The organism is Providencia sp. PROV048, assembly GCF_033688165.1.
Lineage (GTDB): Bacteria > Pseudomonadota > Gammaproteobacteria > Enterobacterales > Enterobacteriaceae > Providencia > Providencia hangzhouensis.
The window spans coordinates 3111470-3135389 of record NZ_CP096360.1; the positions used below are offsets into that span (position 1 = coordinate 3111470).

Annotated in this window: 21 protein-coding genes and 2 tRNA genes; 1 reads left to right on the top strand and 22 read right to left on the bottom strand. The window is 41.5% G+C overall.

What is annotated here, in order from left to right; genetic code table 11:
- Window positions 1-73 precede the first annotated feature (73 nt).
- From aroG to M1F26_RS13750, 4 genes are all read right to left on the bottom strand, one after another.
- Window positions 74-1129 carry a 3-deoxy-7-phosphoheptulonate synthase AroG gene (aroG, locus tag M1F26_RS13735; RefSeq protein WP_036957937.1) on the bottom strand — a complete coding sequence of 352 codons (1056 nt, stop codon included), beginning with the start codon at window positions 1127-1129 and terminating at the stop codon, window positions 74-76.
- Window positions 1130-1482: 353 nt separating this feature from the next.
- Complete coding sequence (pnuC, locus tag M1F26_RS13740) at window positions 1483-2205, bottom strand: nicotinamide riboside transporter PnuC (RefSeq protein ID WP_140170875.1); 723 nt, start codon at window positions 2203-2205, stop codon at window positions 1483-1485.
- Window positions 2206-2275: 70 nt separating this feature from the next.
- Complete coding sequence (gene nadA / locus M1F26_RS13745) at window positions 2276-3316, bottom strand: quinolinate synthase NadA (protein WP_140170876.1); 1041 nt, start codon at window positions 3314-3316, stop codon at window positions 2276-2278.
- Window positions 3317-3819: 503 nt separating this feature from the next.
- Complete coding sequence (locus M1F26_RS13750) at window positions 3820-4671, bottom strand: hypothetical protein (protein WP_140170877.1); 852 nt, start codon at window positions 4669-4671, stop codon at window positions 3820-3822.
- 418 nt (window positions 4672-5089) lie between these two features.
- Here M1F26_RS13750 and M1F26_RS13755 point away from each other — a divergent pair, with 418 nt between their 5' ends.
- Window positions 5090-5959 (top strand): aminoglycoside 6-adenylyltransferase, encoded by an 870-nt coding sequence (locus M1F26_RS13755; protein ID WP_140170878.1) that lies wholly within the window; start codon window positions 5090-5092, stop codon window positions 5957-5959.
- 552 nt (window positions 5960-6511) lie between these two features.
- Here the strand turns inward: M1F26_RS13755 and M1F26_RS13760 are convergent.
- The 18 genes from M1F26_RS13760 to M1F26_RS13845 form a co-directional block, all read right to left on the bottom strand.
- Window positions 6512-6587, bottom strand: a tRNA-Lys gene (locus M1F26_RS13760).
- A 33-nt stretch (window positions 6588-6620) separates the two neighbouring features.
- Window positions 6621-6696, bottom strand: a tRNA-Lys gene (locus M1F26_RS13765).
- 196 nt (window positions 6697-6892) lie between these two features.
- Window positions 6893-7684, bottom strand: a complete 792-nt coding sequence (cpoB, locus tag M1F26_RS13770) for a cell division protein CpoB (protein ID WP_140170879.1) — start codon at window positions 7682-7684, stop codon at window positions 6893-6895.
- Window positions 7685-7706: 22 nt separating this feature from the next.
- On the bottom strand, window positions 7707-8204 hold the full coding sequence (gene pal, locus M1F26_RS13775; RefSeq protein ID WP_004909091.1) for a peptidoglycan-associated lipoprotein Pal: 498 nt from the start codon (window positions 8202-8204) through the stop codon (window positions 7707-7709).
- Window positions 8205-8248: 44 nt separating this feature from the next.
- Entirely contained in the window at window positions 8249-9541 is a 1293-nt protein-coding gene (gene tolB / locus M1F26_RS13780; protein ID WP_140170880.1) for a Tol-Pal system beta propeller repeat protein TolB, read from the bottom strand.
- Window positions 9542-9687: 146 nt separating this feature from the next.
- Window positions 9688-10806 carry a cell envelope integrity protein TolA gene (gene tolA, locus M1F26_RS13785; RefSeq protein WP_004256784.1) on the bottom strand — a complete coding sequence of 373 codons (1119 nt, stop codon included), beginning with the start codon at window positions 10804-10806 and terminating at the stop codon, window positions 9688-9690.
- A 51-nt stretch (window positions 10807-10857) separates the two neighbouring features.
- Complete coding sequence (gene tolR / locus M1F26_RS13790) at window positions 10858-11280, bottom strand: colicin uptake protein TolR (protein ID WP_004256786.1); 423 nt, start codon at window positions 11278-11280, stop codon at window positions 10858-10860.
- 18 nt (window positions 11281-11298) lie between these two features.
- Window positions 11299-11982 carry a Tol-Pal system protein TolQ gene (tolQ, locus tag M1F26_RS13795; RefSeq protein ID WP_004256787.1) on the bottom strand — a complete coding sequence of 228 codons (684 nt, stop codon included), beginning with the start codon at window positions 11980-11982 and terminating at the stop codon, window positions 11299-11301.
- Window positions 11979-12374 carry a tol-pal system-associated acyl-CoA thioesterase gene (ybgC, locus tag M1F26_RS13800; protein WP_004256789.1) on the bottom strand — a complete coding sequence of 132 codons (396 nt, stop codon included), beginning with the start codon at window positions 12372-12374 and terminating at the stop codon, window positions 11979-11981. The genes tolQ and ybgC overlap by 4 nt, the downstream gene beginning before the upstream one ends.
- Before the next feature lie 134 nt (window positions 12375-12508).
- Window positions 12509-12796: a cyd operon protein YbgE gene (gene ybgE / locus M1F26_RS13805; RefSeq protein WP_004256791.1), complete on the bottom strand. Its 288-nt coding sequence runs from the start codon at window positions 12794-12796 to the stop codon at window positions 12509-12511.
- Between the two features lie 5 nt (window positions 12797-12801).
- A complete protein-coding gene (cydX, locus tag M1F26_RS13810) occupies window positions 12802-12915 on the bottom strand; it encodes a cytochrome bd-I oxidase subunit CydX (protein ID WP_004256792.1) in 114 nt (37 codons plus the stop codon).
- Window positions 12916-12926: 11 nt separating this feature from the next.
- Window positions 12927-14066, bottom strand: coding sequence for a cytochrome d ubiquinol oxidase subunit II (cydB, locus tag M1F26_RS13815; RefSeq protein ID WP_140170881.1), 1140 nt, complete (start codon window positions 14064-14066; stop codon window positions 12927-12929).
- Between the two features lie 14 nt (window positions 14067-14080).
- Window positions 14081-15649: a cytochrome ubiquinol oxidase subunit I gene (gene cydA, locus M1F26_RS13820; RefSeq protein ID WP_004256799.1), complete on the bottom strand. Its 1569-nt coding sequence runs from the start codon at window positions 15647-15649 to the stop codon at window positions 14081-14083.
- 841 nt (window positions 15650-16490) lie between these two features.
- Entirely contained in the window at window positions 16491-17363 is an 873-nt protein-coding gene (gene sucD / locus M1F26_RS13825) for a succinate--CoA ligase subunit alpha (RefSeq protein ID WP_004256808.1), read from the bottom strand.
- On the bottom strand, window positions 17363-18529 hold the full coding sequence (gene sucC / locus M1F26_RS13830; RefSeq protein WP_004256812.1) for an ADP-forming succinate--CoA ligase subunit beta: 1167 nt from the start codon (window positions 18527-18529) through the stop codon (window positions 17363-17365). Before sucC ends, sucD begins: the two co-directional genes overlap by 1 nt.
- Window positions 18530-18661: 132 nt before the next feature.
- Window positions 18662-19873: a 2-oxoglutarate dehydrogenase complex dihydrolipoyllysine-residue succinyltransferase gene (gene odhB / locus M1F26_RS13835; protein WP_004256815.1), complete on the bottom strand. Its 1212-nt coding sequence runs from the start codon at window positions 19871-19873 to the stop codon at window positions 18662-18664.
- A 14-nt stretch (window positions 19874-19887) separates the two neighbouring features.
- Window positions 19888-22701, bottom strand: a complete 2814-nt coding sequence (gene sucA / locus M1F26_RS13840; RefSeq protein ID WP_140170882.1) for a 2-oxoglutarate dehydrogenase E1 component — start codon at window positions 22699-22701, stop codon at window positions 19888-19890.
- Between the two features lie 498 nt (window positions 22702-23199).
- Window positions 23200-23916 (bottom strand): succinate dehydrogenase iron-sulfur subunit, encoded by a 717-nt coding sequence (locus M1F26_RS13845; protein WP_094961832.1) that lies wholly within the window; start codon window positions 23914-23916, stop codon window positions 23200-23202.
- Window positions 23917-23920: the final 4 nt, after the last annotated feature.

The following is a 23920-nucleotide window of genomic DNA, read 5'->3' on the forward strand; positions in this document are numbered from 1 at the left end:
TCCATCGTGCTGTATATATATAAAAAAAGCCAGATATTAAAATATCTGGCTTTATGTACTTATTATTCTTAAATTATTTATTTCGACGAGCGATCACCGCATCTGATAACTGACGCAATACTTTTTCAGTATCACTCCAACCAATACACGCATCCGTCACACTTTTACCGTAAACTAATGGCTCATCAGATTCGAGATTCTGGTTACCTTCAACAAGATTACTTTCAATCATAATCCCTGTAATCGAACGGTCACCTTGGCGGATTTGCTCGCTAACGTCCGTCGCCACTTCCATTTGTTTCTCGAATTTTTTGCAGCTATTTGCATGGCTAAAATCAATCATGATACTAGGCACAAGCCCCGCTTTCTCTAGCCCTTCACGGACTTCTTGCACATGCTTAGCACTGTAATTTGGTTCTTTACCACCACGTAAAATAATATGGCAATCTGGGTTTCCGCTGGTGTTCACTATCGCAGAGTGGCCCCACTTGGTCACTGACAAGAAACAGTGGGCTGAACGCGCTGAGTTAATTGCATCAATGGCAATTTTAATTGTGCCATCTGTACCATTTTTAAAACCAACAGGGCAAGATAAACCAGACGCTAGCTCACGGTGAATTTGTGATTCAGTGGTTCGAGCACCAATAGCTCCCCAACTCATCAAATCTGCCACGTATTGTGGACTGATGACATCTAAGAACTCACCCGCAGTTGGTAAGCCTTGGTTATTGATTGTCAGCAATAATTCACGAGCAATACGTAAACCTTCGTTAATATCAAAGCTACAATCCATTTTAGGGTCATTAATTAGCCCTTTCCAACCCACCGTTGTGCGTGGCTTTTCAAAATACACGCGCATCACAATTTCCAGAGAACCTTTTAATTCCTCACGTAATTTACCCAAGCGCTCTGCGTATTCTAAAGCCGCTTTAGTATCATGAATCGAGCAAGGGCCAATAACTACCACTAAACGGTCATCTTTACCGGCTAAAATATTGTGGATTGCTAGGCGTGCTTCATGAACGGTAAACGCAGCTTTGTCGGTTGCTGGAAATTTTTCAAGCAGAGCAATTGGTGGTAATAATTCTTTTATTTGTTTTATTCTGACGTCATCGTTCTGATAATTCATACCTGTATATCCAATGTTTATTATTTTTACTGTAGTTGATTTACATGCCAAATTTATCCAAGTTGGTTTCGCCCGAACAAAGCGCAGAGTAGACAGCTGAATTCCTTCACTGTACTCGAAAGGATAAAAGATAATTAGCATCGAAATTTTAATCTAACCGTTCAACAGACATCTGTAAACAGGCAAGCGCACGATAAAACTAGGACTTTATTAGTAGCCAATTATAAAATGAGGTGAAATGTTGAAATTTAGCATGATAAGTAGGCAAAACTGGCATTTTTTAGAGCAAATAATAACTAAAACAGCTAAATGACGATAATGCCACTTTAGCTGTTTTAGATGATTTTTTCTGTCTAAGTACGAGAAATGGGCATGGAGCCGTTTTCTTTTGCTGATTTTATCCAAAGCCTAGAGCCATTTAGGGCGATACCTAATAAAATTAAGTATTCTAAGGACATGGCATAAACACCTTGAATAAAGAAAATCACAATACTGATGACGTTAATAATGACCCACAACAACCAGTTTTCTACATATTTACGTGTCATTAAAATCATCGCGACAACGGAAAGAATGGTCATCGTCGAATCCCAGAATGGGAAGGCATCAGGTTCTATTGCAGGCATTGCGAGGTTAGCGCCAAATAGATTTAATAACTCGACGGCCCATTTCGCCAACACACCAAATACCGCATCAATATTAAATGTCAGATAAATAATCGCGATAATTGAAATAACCAGTGCTATAGCTGCTTTTGGTAAGCTCAACCAACGAATTTTTAACTCCGCTTGCTGCGAACTAGTAACTCTGCTCCATGCGTACCAGCCATAGATATTGGCGGCAAAGAAAAATATCTGTAACAATAGATTTGCATATAGCTGAATTTGAAAGAAAATAACTGCAAACAGAGAAACGTTAATTAACCCAAATAGATAATTAATCGTTTTTTCTAGACTAGCAAGTATAATACAAAGTAAACCAGCAATGGTCCCCACGGCTTCAATGTAAGATAAATCATAAACTGATCCCCAAAGCGGGATCTGCACTAACGTATTGGCTGTACTAAAGAAATCCATCCCAAAATCCTTTATAAGTGATCGTTAATGTTGTATTGCTCAGTATTTCATTCAATCAAATTGTATTTTATTATTTTAGACTCTCTGCAAAATCTAGCATCTTATTTAATGGTCGTAATGCTTTTTCTCGTAATATCTCACTGACATGAATTTGATGGTCTTGCGAATTTCCTTCCAAAGCATCAGCAATCGCTTTTAAGCCATTCATTGCCATCCAAGGGCAATGTGCGCAAGTTCGACATGTTGCGCCCTCACCTGCTGTTGGAGCGATGTAAAGCGTCTTCTCCGGGCAAGTTTGCTGCATTTTGTAAAAAATACCTTTATCCGTCGCCACTATCATCGATGGGTTAGGCAAATTTTGTGCTGCTTTAATTAACTGACTTGTAGAACCGACCGCATCTGCAAGGTCGACTATCGCTTGTGGTGACTCAGGGTGAACCAATACCGCAGCTTCAGGGTATAGAGCTTTCATTTTTTCTAATGATTGTGTTTTAAATTCATCATGAACGATGCAAGCCCCTTGCCAACACAGAATATCAGCCCCAGTTTGTTGTTGGACATAACGCCCAAGATGGCGGTCTGGGGCCCAAATTATTTTTTCACCTAAGCTATCAAGGTGCTCTATTAATTCAACAGCAATACTGGATGTGACTACCCAATCAGCCCGAGCCTTTACTGCTGCTGAAGTATTAGCATACACCACCACAGTTCTATCTGGATGCTCATCACAAAAACGGATAAATTCTTCTTCAGGGCAACCTATATCAAGGGAACATTGGGCTTCTAATGTTGGCATTAAGACTTGTTTTTCTGGGCTAAGAATTTTTGCGGTTTCGCCCATAAATTTCACTCCAGCAACAACTAAGGTAGATGCCGAATGTTTAGCCCCAAAACGCGCCATTTCAAGTGAATCTGCAACACAGCCCCCAGTTTCTTCTGCAAGTGCTTGAATTTCAGGATCAGTATAGTAGTGTGCAACGATTACCGCATTTTTCTCCACCAATAGCGACTTAATCTTCTGCTGATAAAATTCTTTTTCATCCGAGCTTAATCGTGCTGGTTTTGCTGGGAACGGATAAACTGACTGGTCAAAATCGATAAACACGCTCATTGGTTGCCTCTGTTTAGCAAAAAGCGATTTTATTACCTTATGCAAGTTTAAAACCGCAAGTTTACACACATTTTGTTTTATATACTAAACACGATACGCTAGTTTGCTCAATAAGTCTTCACTATTTTTACTTATCTAGCATCATTTCCTCCCTATTACCGATTTACCTCAAAGGATATACCAGACATCAAAGTAAAAGTTGATTGATCTTTGATTTATCAATAAATGGTGTTTAATTAGAAGGTTAATTTGTATATGTAATAGGGAGCGTACAAGTTAATTTTACATAACCCAAATAATTCGAACTGTGATATGCGACAAGGGAAATAGACGGGATGCATAGATAAACTCTGTGACTCGGCGAGAGTAGCCCAGTCACTTATACCTCAACTAAAAGCGCTGCAACTTGAAGAATTACGGTTATAAATGTCATGAAATGAAAAAGTAACAACCTACCTACTTGCATTGTAGGCAGGTATGATGAATCAAAGGAAGATATGCAACTAATATATTGGTATAGGTAGAAGAATGGATTCTATAATATTATCATGACTTACTACATTAGATAGAATTTGCTCTCTGCTATAAAGTCCTGCAATATTATCTGTTAAATTACTACCATCAATATGCCATTCTGATTTTATTTTATTTTTATTACTGATAACCTCACCTTCTTTAGTATTATCTTGTATTAATTTATCACTCGACATGTCCATTTCTTGTCTACATTCATCAACAATTTTAAGTTCATCATTCTCAGAATTACTAGTATTTAAACTCTCATCTAATTGGTTATTATAATGTAAATATCCTACCATATAAGATATATCATTTGCAGTGTATCTTACTTTAGCCAAGGAACCGTGAAAAGCTAAAGTATCCCCTTTAGCATCAATGACCAACTGGCTAACCCTGGCATCAGACTTGGATAACAGTCGGTGTAATCTAGAGCCAATATATGGATAATTACGAATTTTTTCTGTCACATTATCATAATCCTCAGCGATGTTTGGTGTAATGTTTTTTTTCTCTGCTGGGTTTTTAATATAAAAACTTAAGTTATCTTGCAGTTTCTGATAGCTATTTAGAGCATCCTTAACGGTATCGATATAATCTTTAATTCTATAAATATATTTTTTAGATTGAACATATTCAGAGTATGTTAGTTTACTTTCAAACAGGTCACTTTCGGCATCGAATATACTCTTACGTTTAGTTTCTGTTTTTAATATTTTTTCAGCTAACTCACCTAGTTCTACATGAAGTTCTTGTATAATTCCATTCATATATTCATAATGTTTTTTTAATTCCAAAAAACATTCATCTCCGTTTAGTTCCTTTGTTCTCATTCCCATTTTAATTCCCTCTTAAAAAACAAATAATAATTTGTTAAGCAATTAAATACAAATTTCATTTTAATATATAACAAAGTAAATTATACCTTATAAATATAGTTACAAATAATAAAATACAGAGTAATTTCAGAGTGCTTTCAAAAAGTAAAACTTAAAGTAAATTCAGATTAGCTATATCATCATTGTAATCTTTTTCATCCCCATGTTTAATGTAATATACTTTTAGCGATTAAGGCAATTTTGGTACTAACACAGCCGAATTTCTGATACCTCTCCTATAAATGTTAACGACTTTCCCTCACTTTAGAAAAAACTTAGTCATTTAAGTACTCTTTTCATACTTTTTACGTTTGAACCTTCGCTTTTCTACCTCTTTATCGGTATCGTAGCCATCCTTACTTAATTCATTAGGTCAGTTATGGAATCACCTGCATTATTAATAAATAAAATTATTTCAGTTTCATTGCTCGATCCAAGAATTGAAGCCGTGGTATTAACCGGCTCTCGAGGGCGAGAACAACATATCGATAGTTATTCTGATATTGATATCGAATTGATTGGCCACGGGGTGACAGAGCTATTCCAACAAACACATTGGGTTAATAACTTTGGTACCCCCTTGGCTGCTCTTCATTTACTTAACGAAGAAAATGATGCGCCAGACTGGCCTACTTGCTTGGTGATCTATGAAGAAGGCCGCAAAGTTGATTTCACTTTTGCAGAACCTGAGCGTCTCGAAAAAATGAAGTGTGAAGGTTTAGATGCGACATTTTCACGGGGCTTTACTGTTTTATTGGATAAAACAGGGATCGCTAATGGCCTGCCTGAAATTGCCAATTCAACATCTTTACAACCAAAGCCTGTTACTGCCTCTGAATTTGCCGAGATAATCACCGATTTTTGGCATGAGGCTCATCAAGTCGCCATCGCACTCACACGAAATGAGTTATGGGTGGCATGGTCGCGAAGTGCAGATATGAAGCAGTATTTTCTCACACTAGTTGAAAACCTAGTTTCTCTGCAATGTAAGCATGTTTGGTATAAAGGCCGTCAATATCACGAATGGATGCCTAAACCCTATATCGAGGCATTGGAGGTCATTTTTAATTGTGGAACGGCTCACAGCGCTTCATTGTCTCTTCAGTGTTTGATGCGCTGCTTTAATGAAGTAGCTACCGAGCTCGCTAGCCTTCAAGGCTTCAATGATATGCAGCTTATGGCAGAAAAAATGCAAGAACTGCTTATTGGCATTTTGCAGGATAACGCCCTACTCCCTGAAACACTGTAAAATAAGATAAATATAAATGAAGCACAGCAAAGGAATGCGGTGCTTTTATTGTTGTGAGCGATTAGACAACTAAGTACTTACTTAGGTAAATATTACTTGGATTGCTTGCTTGATAATGGCTTGAGATGGTGGGTCGTGCAGGATTGAAATCCTTCGGATTTGCCCTACGGGCTGAACCTGCAACCAGCTTGTCGAGGTCTGGCTTAACGACTGAATGTTTACTTAGGTGATTGTTTAATTGGATTATTTGCTTAGGAATGCCTTAAGATGGTGGGTCGTGCAGGATTGAAATCCTTCGGATTTGCCCTACGGGCTGAACCTGCAACCAGCTTGTCGAGGTCTGGCTTAACGACTGAATGTTTACTTAGGTGATTGTTTAATTGGATTATTTGCTTAGGAATGCCTTGAGATGGTGGGTCGTGCAGGATTGAAATCCTTCGGATTTGCCCTACGGGCTGAACCTGCAACCAGCTTGTCGAGGTCTGGCTTAACGACTGAATGTTTACTTAGGTGATTGTTTAATTGAATTATTTGCTTAGGAATGCCTTGAGATGGTGGGTCGTGCAGGATTCGAACCTGCGACCAATTGATTAAAAGTCAACTGCTCTACCGACTGAGCTAACGACCCATCTTGGAAGTTCTGATTTTTTTACTGCTTAGATGGTGGGTCGTGCAGGATTCGAACCTGCGACCAATTGATTAAAAGTCAACTGCTCTACCGACTGAGCTAACGACCCATCTAAAACAATATTTCCAACTAAATTTCTTTTTGTATCTCGAGATTTTTGGCTAACCACATTCTCGTCTCAACGGCGGCCTATATTACTGATTTCTGACGAGGGTGCAATGATTTTTTTTAAAAAAAAGTTTAAATGCGCACTTATCATACTGATAACCCCGAAATATTCGGTAATATTGCTTCGGGGCTATAAATTAAAGTGTGCTCAGCTTTTTTTCGGCTAATTTTGAACCAGCACTGTTTGGATATTGTTTCAATACCTGCTGGTAAACAGCTTTCGCTTTATCTTTTTGTCCCTTATCTTGCATGATCAGCCCAACTTTATATAAGGCTTCGCTGCTTTTTTGGGATTTAGGATACTGCTTAACTACAGTGGCGAAATAAAAAGCAGCATCGTCTTTGCTACCTTTATTGTAGTTTAACTGCCCCAGCCAATAGTTGGCGTTAGATTGATACCCAGACTTAGGGTAGGCTTTAATAAAACCTTGTAATGCACCTATTGCTTGGTCAATTTGAGCTTTGGATTTGCTTTCCATCGCTAATTTGACTGCAGCATTGTAATCATCTTTCTCATTTCCACCTGTATTGGCCGCTGCCGTAGGTGTCCCTGAGGAAGATGATCCATTTGATGCGCTAGTGTCAGGTGTTGCTGTATCGCCTGAGGTTGCTGAATTACCACCGCCCGCATTATCTAATTGCATGTATAAATCTTTCTGACGCTCAATGACTTGATTCAATTTGTATTCACTTTCTTGAATCTGACCACGTAACATGTCGATGTCGCGTTGATTGTCAGCGAGTTGCTGCTGAATTTGATACAGAATTTGACCTTGAGAGCTAACTGCTGTCTCAAGTTGGGTAAGGCGGTCTGCTGTTGAACCAGATCCGACATTGTTGATTGGCGCTTGGGCAATAGCGGCCCAAGGGGCCGCTACGCCAACCAATAACGACAGACCGACTAGTAAGTGTCTGAAGTTACTGTTCATAATAGATAATTTCGCTTATCTATTAGTATGCAATGACTGCACGACGGTTTTTCGCGTAGTCTGCTTCAGTGTGACCTAACACAGCTGGTTTTTCTTTACCGTAAGAAACCAGTGAAACTTGGTCACCAGAAACACCTTTGCTTTGCAGGTACATTTTAACTGCATTAGCACGACGCTCGCCCAGCGCGATGTTATATTCTGGAGTACCACGCTCATCCGCATGACCTTCAACAACAACACGTACAGATGGGTTGCTACGCAGGAATGCTGCGTGTGCATCTAACATTTCAGCGTATTCTGGAGATACGTTGTATTTGTCAAAGCCAAAGTAAACAGTGTTGTTTTGTTGCAGCTGTTCCATTTGCTGACGTGCCAGCTCTTCCGCAGACAGACCAGTATTAGTTTGGTTAGTAGAAGTATCTACGCCATCTTGGTCATTGTTTTTGTTAGAGCTACAAGCTGCGACTGCCATGATTGGTAACGCGATCATCAGCCCTTTAAGCACTTTATTCAGTTGCATCGTTTTGATCCTTAATATTTTTTGCCACACATTATTATTATGCATCACAGATACGGCGACCAGGCAGGAAATTTAACCTGTCCATCGGTAGCCGGAAGACGCGCTTTGAAACGCCCGTCGGTCGAAACTAGCTGCAATATAGTCCCCAAGCCTTGAGAGGAGCTATAAATTACCATAGTGCCGTTAGGTGCGATACTCGGCGTTTCATCTAGGAACGTTTTCGTTAAAAATTCAACGTTATTCGTTGCCAGATCTTGTTTGGCGACATGTTGCTGACCGCCACCGGAGCTGACCATCACTAAGAAAGTACCATCCGGGCTAACATCAGCGTCCTGATTTTGTGTTCCTTCCCAGGACACACGCTCAGGGCTGCCACCATTAATATTCATTTTATAAATCTGCGGACGTCCTGCCTGATCTGAAGTATAGACTAAAGTTTGGCTATCTGGCATCCAGCTTGGTTCGGTATTGTTACTACGACCATCGGTTACCTGACGAATTTGCCCACTCGCTAAGTCCATTACATATAAATTCAAGCTGCCTGTTTTAGACAATGCAAATGCCAGTTTAGTCCCATCCGGAGAGAATGCAGGTGCCCCATTGTGACGAGGGAATGATGCTACCTGACGAACCGCTCCTGTCGATAAGGTTTGAATGACAAGTGCTGAACTGCCGCTTTCAAATGTAACATAAGCCAGTTTTTCACCATCTGGTGACCATGCTGGCGACATCAAAGGTTCTGGTGAACGGTGAACCGTAAACTGGTTAAAACCGTCGTAATCAGAAACACGTAATTCATATGGATACTGACCGCCTTTGTTGACAACAATATAAGCAATACGTGTACGGAATGCACCACGAATACCTGTCAATTTTTCAAAGACTTCATCACTTGCAGTATGCGCTGCATAACGTAACCATTCTTTTGTTACTTTATATTGGTTCTGAGATAAAACAGCACCTGGGTTAGCCGCGACATCGACTAACTGATAGCTAACAACAAAGCTACCATCTGCTGCAGGCTGTACTTGCCCCACAACAACTGCGTTAATACCTAACGCTGTCCACGCTTCAGGAATCACTTCAGAAGCGGTACCCGGTTGTTGAGGCATACGGCTTGGTTCGATAGGGTTAAATTTCCCGCTATTGCGTAAATCAGCACCGACTATTTGGCCGACTTCTTGTGGTGGTGCACCGGCACCTGACCATCTGAACGGAACAACACCAATAGGTTGAGCTGAGTTAACACCTTCAGTGATCTCAATACGTATTTCAGCCTGAGCCACTGTCGCCCATAGCATTAGGAACCCTAAAACTACTTTAAAAGCCTGCTTCATTCTTATCTCCCTTACTGCGGATTATTTACTACCGCAATAATTCGCTGAATTTTAACAAAGGTATAATAACAAAACTAGATACCACACAAACTATTTATGCTATTGCCTTAATAATATCAATACAGACTGCTCTGAGTTATTGAATATTAAGGTTTAAACACAACCGTGCTACCTGCTTTATTAAACGTATCATAGACTTCTCTGCTAGGTGGTTTAGGCATCGTTGCAAGTTTTGCTGCTCGGATTGCTGCATCACAGAGTGCCGCGTCATTGGCCGGGCTATTTTTTGGTGTAATACTCACCAATAACCCATCTGGCGCGAGCTTCAATTGAAGTTCACAAGTACGCCCACGGAAAGTATCTGAATCATAAAACTTACTTTGAATAGCCGCTTTGACTTTACCAGCATAGCTGTCCACATCAGCATTGGATGCCCCTGATTTTTTACCACCACCTTTTCCAGCTGCAGCTTCGCCACCTTGCTTGCTAGGGCCTGATGCCGTTAAATCACCAAGCAAATCGTCAACGGAAGCCGCGTTTTTTGCAGCCTCAGCCTTAGCTTTTGCCGCTTTGGCTTTCGCTTCTTTATCTGCTTTTTCTTTGGCTTCCTTATCGGCTTTAGCTTTAGCTTCTTTCTCAGCTTTTACTTTAGCGTCCTTTTCTGCTTTTTCCTTGGCTTCTTTTTCGGCTTTCTCTTTAGCTTCTTTTTCAGCTTTGGCTTTCGCCGCTTCTGCTTCTTTCTGAGCTTGTGCCTCAGCTTTCGCCTTTTCAGCGGCTTGCTCTTTAATTAATTTTTCTTTTTCTGCTTTCGCTTTCGCGGCAGCTTCTTCAGCTATTTTTTGCTCTTCCTTCGCTTTTTTAGCCGCTTCTAATGCTTTTTTCTGTTGTTCTTCGGCTTGCTTTTGTTGCTCCGCCGTTGCACGCTCAGTTTTAATACGCTCTTCTTCAAGCTGCTGAAGACGCTTTTGTTCCTTTTCTTGCTGCTCTCTAAGCTCAGCCTCTTGCTTTTGTTCTTGCTCTTTACGCTCTTTCGCCGCTTGTCTGACGTTATTTTGCTGCCTTTGCATTTCTTCATACTGCTCAACAACCACGCCAGGGTCAACCATCACCGCATCGATGACAGTTCCCTCTTCTCCGCCACCACCAAGTTTGACGACGGAAACTAAAGAGCCTATAACAATCAAGCCGATCAATAGGACGTGCAATACAATTGACATCACTAATGATCGATTTAAGTTATCTTTTTTCTCTTTTGTTTTTCCCACTCTGGTATCCAAAAAAAGAATTGTGACTTATTCAAACGACAATAACCCAGCCTAAATAGGCTGAGTCATCAAGCCAACCGATTTTATCCCTGCGCTGTGTAATATATTCAGCGCCTTAATCACTTCTTCATAAGGGACTTCTTTTGCTCCACCAATCAAGAAAATCGCTTTTGGATTTTTCTCTAATTGAGATTTTGCTTCTGCCGCAATTTGCTCTGGTGGTAACAATTCTAGAACCTCACCATCAAGACGCATATTATATTGGCCAACCCCCGACACTTCTAAAATAATCGGTGGGTTATCACTTGATGAAACGGTTTGTGTATCTGTTGCATCCGGCAATTCAACTTCCACACTTTGAGAAATAATCGGTGCTGTTGCCATAAATATCAGCAACAGTACCAACAATACGTCCAGTAATGGAACAATGTTGATTTCGGATTTCAGCTCACGTCTGCGACTTGTGCGCGCCATTCGCTTATCTCCCCCGTCTTATTTCTTATCAGCAGAGAAAGCTTGACGATGCAAGATGGCTAAAAACTCTTCCATAAAGTTATCGTAGTTTTGCTCTAATTTGCTGACACGTAAGTTCAAACGGTTAAATGCCATAACTGCAGGGATCGCTGCAAACAAACCAATTGCGGTTGCAATCAATGCTTCAGCAATACCCGGTGCAACCATTTGTAATGTTGCTTGTTTTACTGCGCCCAATGCAATAAATGCATGCATAATCCCCCAAACGGTACCAAATAAACCAATATAAGGGCTAATTGAGCCAACAGTACCTAAAAATGGGATATGCGCTTCAACTGATTCAAGTTCACGATTCATTGAGATACGCATTGCACGAGAAGCCCCCGTGACAACCGCATCTGGCGCATGAATATTCGCTTGGTGTAAACGAACGAACTCTTTAAAACCAGAATGGAAAATTTGTTCGGCACCACTCAATTCATCACGGCGAGCTTGGCTTTCTTTATATAAGCGCGATAACTCGATACCTGACCAGAACTTATCTTCAAATGCTTCAGCCTCACGAGTTGCCGCATTTAAAATTTTCGTTCTTTGAATAATGATCGCCCATGATGCGATAGAAAAACCGATCAAAACGAACATAATGAGCTGAACCAAAAGGCTCGCTTTAAGGAATAAATCCAGGATATTCATGTCAGTCACTGTTTAAACTCCGCGACAATAGACTTAGGAAGCGCAATCGGCTTCATTTTTGATGTGTCCACACAAGCAATAAGGGCATTTGCCCCACAAAGCAGGTTACCTTGCGAATCAACTAACCTTTGCTGAAAAGTTAATGAAGCACGTTTCATTTCAATAATTTGCGTTTCAACTTCCAGCAGGTCATCTAGCTTAGCGCCTTTGACAAAATCAATTGTCATGCTTCGCACAACGAAGCCAAGGTTTTCAGCAAGCATACTTTGTTGATTGATACCTTTATTTCGCAGCATTTCGGTTCTTGCTCGCTCAAAAAAGGCTAAATAGCGTGCATGATAAACAACACCGCCCGCATCTGTATCTTCATAATACACGCGAACAGGCCAGCGAAATAACATAACAATCACTCCGTCTTAGGTTAAATTAATTAACGGTGCCACTATACGCAAGACAGTGCCAGTTTGGAATCACTTTGAAAGTAAAGATATCAAAAATAATTATGGGTCCATTGACCCATAATTAGCAATTAGAATTATCTAAAGACCTGAAAAAGTCCCCAAATAAGAATGATGGCAGCAGGCAATGGATGGAAAATTGCACGGAAGATAACTTTTTTAGGTTTAAAACCCACACCAAAAATCATCGCGGTACATGTTGCCCATATTAACAACAGCCCTTGCCATATCTGAAATGAACTCGTTTTCGCAGCAAATAGGGTTGGATCCCACATGACTGCACCTGCAGTTACTAAAGCTAAAATAAGGATAAGGGCCCTTATCGGCCCCTTATCCAATAGCTGATAGGTTTTATCCACCAGCATTTTTATTACTCACCATCTTTAGCTGTTTTAGAGTCTTCTGAGTGCTCTAATGCTAATGCTGCAATCACTGCAAAACTACAAGCTAACAGCGTGCCGAGGATCCAGGCGAAATACCACATAGTTATGCTCCTTAATACAGCGAGTGCTTGTTGCCTTCGATGAAGTTTTTGTCCAAACGACCGAACATTTTGTAGTAACACCATGCGGTGTATGCCAGTACAATTGGAACAAAGATAATAGCAACAACAGTCATCACTTGCAGTGTGAACAAGCTAGATGTTGCATCCCACATGGTCAAACTTGCGTTTGGCATGATGCTTGAAGGCATGATGAATGGGAACATTGCTACACCACAGGTTAAAATGATACAAGCGATAGTTAATGAAGAACTCACAAACGCCCAACCATTTTTGTCTGCTTTACTAAACAGCATTGTGACTAACGGTAGTGCTACACCCAGAGCAGGCAACGCCCACAGAATTGGGTAAGTGTTGAAATTAGTCAACCAAGCACCTGATTCAACTGCGACTGTCTTGTTTAGTGGGTTAGAAACACTCAATGTATCGATAGTTGAAGTAACAACATAACCATCAATACCCATTACTAACCAAACACCTGCGCCTGCGAAAGCAACTAAAGTAACTAATGCACAGATATAAGTCGCTTTACGAACACGTAGGTACAGTTCACCCGTGGTACGCATTTGCAAATAAGTTGCACCTTGCGTCACAATCATCATTAAGCCGACAATACCCGCTAACAGACCATATGGGTTTAGCAGACCAAACAGGTTACCTGTATAAGTCAGGTACTGCTGGTTATCGATTTGTAGTGGAACACCTAATAACAGGTTACCAAACGCAACACCGATAACTAATGGTGGAACGAAACCACCAATAAACAGACCCCAGTCCCACATATTACGCCATTTTGGGTTCTCCAGTTTTGAACGGTAGTCGAAACCAACCGGACGGAAGAACAGTGCTGCTAATACCAAAATCATAGCGACATAGAAGCCGGAGAATGCCGCAGCATAAACTTGTGGCCATGCAGCGAACATAGCACCACCCGCGGTGATTAACCAAACTTGGTTACCATCCCAGTGAGGTGCAACTGCGTTAATCATGATACGGCGTTCAGTATCTGTTTTACCTAAGATAGGTAATAAGAAGCCAACGCCCATGTCAAAGCCATCTGTGACAGCAAACCCAATCAGTAATACACCGATAAGGATCCACCACACAAATCGAAGAACTTCATAATCAAACATAAGTGGACTCCTATTTACTGAACGTCGTGTGCAGAAGTGTTTTTCTGTTCAAAGTGGTAACGACCGGTTTTCAGGCTACTTGGCCCTTTACGAGCGAATTTGAACATTAAGAACATTTCAGCAATTAAGAACAGTGTGTACAGACCACAGATCAATACCATAGAGAAGATCAGGTCATGGGTTGTCAAGTTGGAGTGTGCAACCGAAACCGGTAACACTTCACCAATTGCCCATGGCTGACGACCATATTCAGCAACGAACCAGCCCGATTCAATTGCAATCCATGGTAATGGGATACCGAGTAGTGCAATACGCAGCAATAGTTTATTTTGACCAATACGGTTACGAACTACTGACAGGAATGCCCAGCCAATAATCAACAGTAACAGGAAGCCAACACCAACCATGATACGGAATGCCCAGAACAGAGGCCCAACGTTAGGAATACTATCTTTCACTGCTTTTTGGATTTGAGCTTCAGTTGCATCAACAACATTTGGTGCATATTGTTTTAACAGAAGACCATATCCAAGATCTTTTTTGCTTGCTTCGAATGCCGCACGCAGTTCAGGATCTTTATTACCTGCAAGAAGTTCTTGTAACTGACCGTATGCAATCATACCGTTACGAATGCGAACTTCGTGTTGTTTCATTAGGTCTTTCAAGCCTAAAACAGGTGTGTCGACAGAACGGGTTGCAATGATACCCATCGCCCAAGGAATCGAGATAGCAAATTTATTTTCTTGTTTCTCGGTATCTGGCCAAGCGATTAAGTTAAACGCGGCTGGAGGAGCATGAGTTTCCCACTCAGCTTCAACGGCTGCAAGTTTCGTTTTTTGTACGTCACCCATTTCGTAACCTGATTCATCACCAAGAACGATAACAGATAGAACCGCTGCAATACCAAAACTTGCCGCAATTGCAAAAGAACGCTTAGCAAAAGCAACATCACGACCTTTAAGCAGGTAGTAAGAGCTAATACCTAAGATAAACATTGCACCGGTACAATAACCTGCAGCAACTGTGTGGACGAATTTAACTTGTGCGACTGGGTTCAAGACTAGCTCAGAGAAGCTAACCATTTCCATACGCATGGTTTCAAAGTTGAAATCAGCAGCGATTGGGTTTTGCATCCAACCGTTCGCGACCAAAATCCACAGAGCAGAGAAGTTAGAACCTAAAGCAACTAACCATGTTACAGCAAGGTGTTGTTTTTTGCTTAAACGATCCCAACCAAAGAAGAATAAACCAACAAAGGTAGATTCTAAGAAGAACGCCATCAAACCTTCGATTGCAAGAGGTGCACCGAAGATATCTCCAACGTAGTGAGCGTAGTAAGACCAGTTAGTACCGAATTGGAACTCCATGGTCAAACCCGTTGCAACACCCAGAGCAAAGTTAATACCGAATAACTTACCCCAGAACTTAGTCATATCTTTATAAATTTGTTTGCCTGACAGTACATATACCGTTTCCATGATCGCAAGCAAAAACGCCATACCTAGCGTTAATGGTACGAACAGGAAGTGATACATCGCAGTTAAGGCAAACTGTAATCGTGACAGTTCGACAATATCAAACATCTTGACTCCTTGCTCCTAGCAGGAAGACACCGACTTGCGGCAACCCAGCTTCCAGTTTTAAATACTTAGAAAGCCTCTTAACTACCAGCAAAAAATGCCTCAAAACAACAAATAATTAACAAAATTAAAAGAACAAACGTTACTATAATAATAGTACGCCTATCTTCACACACAATAAACTTCTTTTACGTGACTCAGATTTGAATTCTGAATTTACATCAATAATTATACCCTTTAATAGAAAACCGAGTATTTGATCGAGCACCAATTTAAGCAATTTGAACAAATAAAGCCAGAGGCAATGAATTGATTTACGTCAATTTTTTTCCTGTTGTTAATTGATATACCTGTCAGTCAATTAATGGTTATTTACTTGTTAAAATGCTGTTATTGATAATGATGCAAATGTTCTTAATTTTTCCAAAGATTAACAAAAAATATAATCATTGAATTAAAGCCTCGAAAAAAGAATATTTAATTTGTAATAGTATCTTATTTTAAACTTATTATGAATTTTATTAATATAGCCGTTTTTATCAACTAAACGGTTATATTGGTTTAATTGAATTGCCGTCAATATTATAAAATTGACATGCCGCAATTTTGCTATTTTTTGCACAAAATGCGATTAGCGCCTCCCCTACTCGTCTAATTGCCCCTCATTATCAATTTTCCTTCATATAAGCCTGTAATACGCATTTTTAAGTATAGACACTCTTTTCAGAAAACCGCATAACCACATAAAATTTGTTTGAAATATTTTTGTAAACCATAAAAAAACCCGCGCTCACATGAGCACGGGCTTTCGTCTCTTACTCTTGCTAGTTGCCTAGCGAATCACTTATTTGTTCAGTAATGATTTTACTGCATCACCGATGTCTGCAAGGCTACGAACGGTTTTCACACCAGCCGCTTCTAATGCAGCAAATTTCTCATCAGCTGTGCCTTTACCGCCAGCGATGATTGCACCTGCGTGCCCCATACGTTTGCCTTTTGGTGCAGTTACACCTGCGATGTAACCGACAACAGGTTTAGTGACGTGCTCTTTAATATAAGCCGCCGCTTCTTCTTCTGCGTTACCACCGATTTCACCGATCATGACGATAGCTTCAGTTTGCGGATCCGCTTGGAATAATTTCAGGATATCAATGAAGTTTGAACCTGGGATTGGGTCACCACCAATACCTACGCAAGTCGATTGACCTAAGCCTGCATCTGTTGTTTGTTTAACAGCTTCGTAAGTCAACGTACCTGAACGCGAAACGATACCGACTTTACCTGGCATATGGATATGACCAGGTTGGATACCAATCTTACATTCACCCGGAGTGATAACACCTGGGCAGTTAGGCCCAATCATACGAACGCCTGCTTCGTCTAATTTCACTTTCACTGTCAACATATCCAACGTTGGGATACCTTCAGTGATGGTGATGATCAGTTTAATGCCTGCATCGATAGCTTCTAAAATAGAATCTTTACAAAATGGTGCTGGAACATAGATAACAGAGGCTGTTGCGCCCGTTGCTTCTACAGCTTCACGAACAGTGTTAAATACAGGTAGACCTAAGTGAACAGTGCCACCTTTACCTGGAGTCACACCACCGACCATTTGCGTGCCATAAGCAATCGCTTGTTCTGAGTGGAATGTACCTTGACCACCAGTGAAACCTTGGCAAATTACTTTAGTGTTTTTATCGATTAAAATAGACATTATTTAGCCTCCGCTGCTGCTACTGCTTTCTTAGCTGCATCTGTCAGGCTATTTGCAGCGATGATGTTCAAGCCGCTATCTGCCAGTTTTTTAGCACCTAACTCTGCATTGTTACCTTCTAAACGCACAACTACCGGTACATTTACGCCAACTTCTTCAACTGCACCAATGATGCCGTCTGCAATCAGGTCGCAACGAACGATACCACCAAAGATGTTAACAAAAACCGCTTTCACGTTTTCATCAGAAAGAATGATTTTAAATGCTTCAGTTACACGCTCTTTTGTCGCGCCGCCGCCAACATCTAAGAAGTTAGCTGGTGCGCCGCCGTGTAATTTAACGATGTCCATCGTACCCATTGCAAGGCCTGCACCGTTAACCATACAACCGATGTTGCCGTCTAATGCAACATAGTTCAGTTCCCACTGAGCCGCTTGTGCTTCACGCGCATCTTCTTGTGATTCATCACGCAGTTCACGGATTTCAGGTTGGCGATATAACGCGTTGCTATCGATACCTAATTTACCATCTAAGCAAACTAAATCACCCGCAGTGCTGATAACCAGTGGGTTGATTTCAGCTAATGCTAAATCACGTTCTAGGAATAATGTTGCTAGACCCATGAAAATTTTTGCAAATTGGCTAACTTGTTTGCCAGTTAGACCTAATTTGAATGCTAACTCACGACCTTGGAAAGGCATTGGGCCAGTCAATGGGTCGATAATCGCTTTGTGGATTAACTCTGGGGTCTCTTCTGCGACTTTCTCAATTTCCACGCCACCTTCGGTAGAAGCCATGAACACAACGCGGCGAGTGCTACGGTCAACAACAGCACCTAAATAGAGTTCTTTATCAATGTCAGTCGCAGTTTCAACTAAAATTTGGTTTACTGGTTGGCCATTAGCATCTGTTTGATAGGTAACTAAGTTTTTACCTAACCAGTGTTCTGCAAACGCTTTAACTTCATTGATATCGCTAGTGACTTTCACGCCACCCGCTTTACCACGTCCACCAGCGTGAACTTGGCATTTAATTACCCATGGGCCGTTACCAATTTTTTTAGCTGCATCGACGGTTTCAGCAACTGATGAACAGGCATAACCTGTCGGTGCAGGCATCCCATAACGTGCAAACAACTGTTTTGCCTGGTACTCGTGTAAATTCATGATGTTCTATCCATAATTGAGTCTGAAGAGGCGTTTATTCGCCTCCTGCAATTGTTACTGATTTAGCAACCCGCGAACGGGTTGCATCGGTTACTTCAGACCGGGCAAGTTGTACCCTGCCCTGTTATGTTGCTATACGTCCAGCAGTAAACGAGTTGGGTCTTCCAGCATATCTTTGATAGCGACTAAGAAGCCAACTGACTCACTACCATCGATTAAACGGTGGTCGTAAGACAGTGCTAAATACATCATAGGAAGAATTTCTACCTTACCATTTACAGCCATAGGGCGGTCTTTAATCGCATGCATGCCTAAAATCGCGCTCTGTGGTGGGTTAATGATAGGTGTAGACATCAGAGAACCGAATACGCCACCGTTAGTGATAGTGAAGTTACCACCACTTAAGTCTTCGACAGTTAATTTACCGTCACGACCTTTGACAGCCAGTTCTTTAATTTTCTTCTCGATATCAGCCATGCTCATTGCATCGACATCACGCAGCACTGGCGTTACCAGACCACGTGGTGTTGATACAGCAATACTGATATCGAAATAGTTATGGTAAACCACATCATCGCCATCAATAGAAGCATTCACTTCTGGGTAGCGTTTCAGTGCTTCAACCGCAGCTTTAACATAGAAAGACATAAAGCCTAAACGAACACCATGACGTTTTTCGAATACTTCGCCATATTGTTTACGTAAGTCTTTGATTGGTTGCATATTGACTTCGTTAAACGTCGTCAGCATTGCAGTCGTATTTTTCGCTTCTAACAGGCGCTCTGCGATACGTTTACGTAAACGAGTCATTGGAACACGTTTTTCACTACGGTGCGCTAATGGCGCTTGTGGCGCTTCTGGTGCTTTCGCCGCAGGTGTCGCAGATTTATTTGCCGCTAAATGTTTTTCAACATCTTCACGAGTTAAACGACCACCAACGCCAGTCCCTTTGATATCCGCAGGGTTTAAATCGTGCTCTGCAATTAAACGACGAATAGCTGGTGTCAGCGCATCGTTGCTTTCTGTTTCTAAACTTGCAGTTTGACGTTGTGCAGGTGTTGACTCTTGTGCTTCTTTCACTTCAGCTGGAATACCAGTGCTATCGCCTAAACGAATGCGACCCAGTAACTGCTTAGACAATACTGTTGCACCTTCATCTTCAACGATAGCTTCTAATACACCCGCCTCGCTTGCAGGAACTTCTAATACGACTTTATCTGTTTCGATCTCAACCAGTACTTCATCACGCTGAACACTGTCACCTGGTTTTTTATGCCATGTGGCAACCGTAGCATCTGCAACGGACTCAGGAAGATCGGGAACAAGAATTTCTACGCTACTCATTTTCTATCCTTTAATTATTCAATGTTCAAAGCGTCATTAACCAGGGCTTTTTGTTGTTCCTGGTGTACGGACGTATAGCCAACTGCTGGAGATGAAGAAGCAGCTCGACCTGCATAACGTAAAGTTGCCCCTGCTGGGATAGCTTCACGGAAGTTATGTTGACTGCAATACCAAGCACCTTGGTTTAATGGCTCTTCTTGACACCATACAAAGTCTTTTACATCAGTATATTGCGCCAACGCTTTTTGGATATCTTCGTGTGGGAACGGATATAGCTGTTCGATACGCACGATAGCAACGTCAGTTTGTTCATTTTTACGACGCTGTTCTAACAGATCGTAATAGACTTTCCCTGAACACAGAACGACGCGTTTCACATTTTTCGGATTGATTTCATCGATTTCACCGATAACTGGCTCAAATGTACCATTAGCCAATTCTTCCATGCTAGAAACCGCTAACGGGTGACGCAGCAGAGATTTTGGTGACATCACAATCAGAGGACGGCGCATTCCACGTAAGGCTTGGCGACGTAACATGTGATAAACCTGAGCTGGTGTTGATGGCACACACACTTGCATGTTTTGGTCAGCACACAGTTGCAGGTAACGTTCTAAACGTGCAGATGAGTGCTCTGGCCCCTGACCTTCATAACCATGAGGCAGTAACATGACCAGACCACACATACGACCCCATTTTTGCTCACCAGAGCTAATGAATTGGTCGATAACCACTTGAGCACAGTTAGCGAAGTCACCAAATTGTGCTTCCCAGATAGTCAATGCACGAGGTTCTGTGGTTGCATAACCATATTCGAATGCTAATACGGCATTTTCAGTCAGAACAGAGTCCCAAACATTAAACACGCCTTGGCCATTATGAATATTTTGCAGTGGAACATAAACTGAACCATTCGTTTGGTTGTGGACCACTGCATGACGGTGGAAGAATGTACCACGGCCCGCATCTTCACCCGATAAACGAACAGGAATACCTTCATCAACCAATGTTGCGTACGCTAAAGTTTCAGCGGCGCCCCAGTCGAGAAGTTTTTCACCTTTCGCCATTTCGGCACGGTCTGCATAGATTTTCTCAACACGAGATTGTGCAACCACGCCTTCTGGAATAGTACTGACTTTAGTTGCCAGTTCAGTTAGGCGTTTAATATCAACGGTTGATTTGTATGATGCATCCCATTCATGGTTTAAATATGGAGCCCATGTGTATGAGTTCAGACCCATTTCACGGTATTCTTCAACCACACAGTTACCCGCATCTAACGCATCACGATACAGATTAACCATTTCAGTGACATCATTAGCACTTAACACATTTTCTGCAATTAAACGGTCTGCATAAATTTTACGTGGTGTTGGGTGCTGTTTGATTTTTTGATACATCACTGGCTGAGTTGCACTTGGCTCATCCGCTTCGTTATGCCCATGACGGCGATAGCATACTAAATCAATCATAACATCGCGTTTGAACGTGTTACGGAAATCCAGTGCCAAACGTGTTACAAATGCCACTGCTTCAGGGTCATCTGCATTCACGTGGAAAATTGGCGCCTGCACCATTTTAACGATGTCAGTACAGTATTCGGTTGAACGTGTATCTTTTGGATTTGAAGTAGTGAAACCAATTTGGTTATTAATTACGATACGTACAGTACCGCCAACTTCATAACCACGTGCTTGAGACATATTTAATGTTTCTTGCACAACGCCTTGGCCAGTTACTGCTGAGTCACCATGAATGGTAATTGGCAGAACCATATTGCTGCGGCCTTCATCCAGACGGTCACGACGAGCACGTACTGAACCAATAACTACAGGGCTAACAATCTCAAGGTGAGATGGGTTAAATGCTAATGCTAAGTGAACACGAGAACCTGCGGTTTCAAAATCAGAGGAGAAACCTTGGTGATACTTAACGTCACCCGCACTAGAGTGGTCTTTATGTTTCCCCGCGAACTCATCAAATAATTCGCCAGGTTTTTTACCTAAGATATTAACTAGAACGTTTAAACGACCACGGTGAGCCATACCCAAAACAACTTCACGGGTATCTTGCTTGCCTGCGTGGTGGATTAAATCTTTCAGCATTGGGATTAGTGAATCACCACCTTCCAATGAGAAACGCTTGGCACCTGGGAATTTAGCCCCAATGTAACGCTCAAGCCCTTCAGCTGCCGTTAATTCTGCTAAGAAGCGTTTTTTCTCTTCTACTGAGAAAATTTTAGATACGTCTACAGATTCAAGACGCTGCTGAATCCAACGTTTTTCTTCTGTATTTGTGATATGCATATATTCAGCACCGATAGAACCGCAATAAATACGTTTCAGGTGCTCATATAGCTCACTCAGCTTCATGGTTTCTTTGCCAATAGCAAATGAACCCACGTTGAATGTTTCGTTGAAGTCTTCTTTCGTCAGGTTGTGGAATGCTGGGTCTAAATCTGGAACAGATTCACGTTTCCAAAGACCTAACGGGTCAAGATTCGCATTTTGGTGCCCGCGGAAGCGGAACGCATTGATTAATTGCAAAACTTTAACTTGTTTTGCGTCGATAGCTGGATCGCTAACAGAGGTGTGATAACGTGTAGAGTCTTTTGCTAAGCGACGGAAGTAATCGCGCGCTTGGGAGTGGAATTGTTCGCCGCTAGTGCCTAATGCTGCACCAGGTAGTTGATCAAAAATTGCTTTCCACTCGGCATCGACAGAGTTAGGGTCAGTCAGATAATCTTCATAGAGCTGTTCTATATAAGTCTGGTTCGCGCCTGCCAGAAAGCTTGAATCCAGCCAGTCCTTCATTACGCCGTTCTGCATTGTGATCCCTTAAGCTTTTAAAGCTTTAGTTTTCGCCGTGGTTAACTAATCGCCGCATTTAAGCGACCTCGATAAAGGTTCTCTTGGACGTGCTTTATGCATGTTCTCTCTTTGGGAGGCCCTTTATCAGTAAGGGTTTCCCTTTTAAGGAACCTTTAAAAACTGGCTGCGGTTTTTAAAGGCCCCTATGCTTGGGCTGTCGTCTTCATCTTTTTTTGCAGTTGGCTATTTTTTCTACTTTTTGCTGTTACTTTCTTTGCTTTCACTTTTTTACGCTTTTGTAATGACAACGTTTTAATAAGTACTACTTTTTATGGGTGACAATGTTACTTTCTGACGCTCTTTGTTGGTATTTCGTTTTCGCGCTTTTGTGAGCTCCCGCGCATTTAAATCATGTCATTGTTTTTACTTTACGCGTTTCTTTTAACTTATGTTTTTATTTTGTGCTATTTCATTTTAACCCACAGCACCTGAGCACTGCGGGTTAAATATGCATCATTAAGCACTATGTTTTAGTAACATAGATTTAATATGACCGATAGCTTTCGTTGGATTTAGTCCTTTAGGGCATACATTGACACAATTCATGATGCTATGACAGCGGAAGACACTAAAAGCGTCGTTCAGATCATCTAATCGTGAATCGGTTTCAGTATCACGGCTATCAATTAAGAAGCGATACGCTGCCAACAAGCCTGCAGGCCCGATAAACTTGTCCGGATTCCACCAGAAAGATGGGCAAGAAGTCGAACAACAAGCACACAAAATACACTCATATAAACCATCGAGTTTTTCACGTTGTGCAGGAGTTTGTAAATTCTCACGCGCCGGTGGGTTCTTATTATCATTAATAAGATATGGACGAATTTTTTCATATTGGGTATAGAATTGTGTCATATCGATGATCAGGTCACGTACAACAGGCAGACCTGGTAATGGACGAATGACAATTTTCTTCCCACCACGGATTAACGCGGATAATGGCGTAATACATGCCAACCCGTTTTTACCGTTCATGTTCAGACCATCAGAACCACATACCCCTTCACGACAAGAACGACGGAAGGATAATGTTGGGTCTTGCTCTTTAATTTGGATTAACGCATCCAGCAACATCATGTCACGCCCTTCAGGAACTTCTAGCGTGTAATCTTGCATACGTGGTGCGTTGTCCATATCAGGATTGTAGCGATAAATCGAAAATTGTAATTTCATAGTT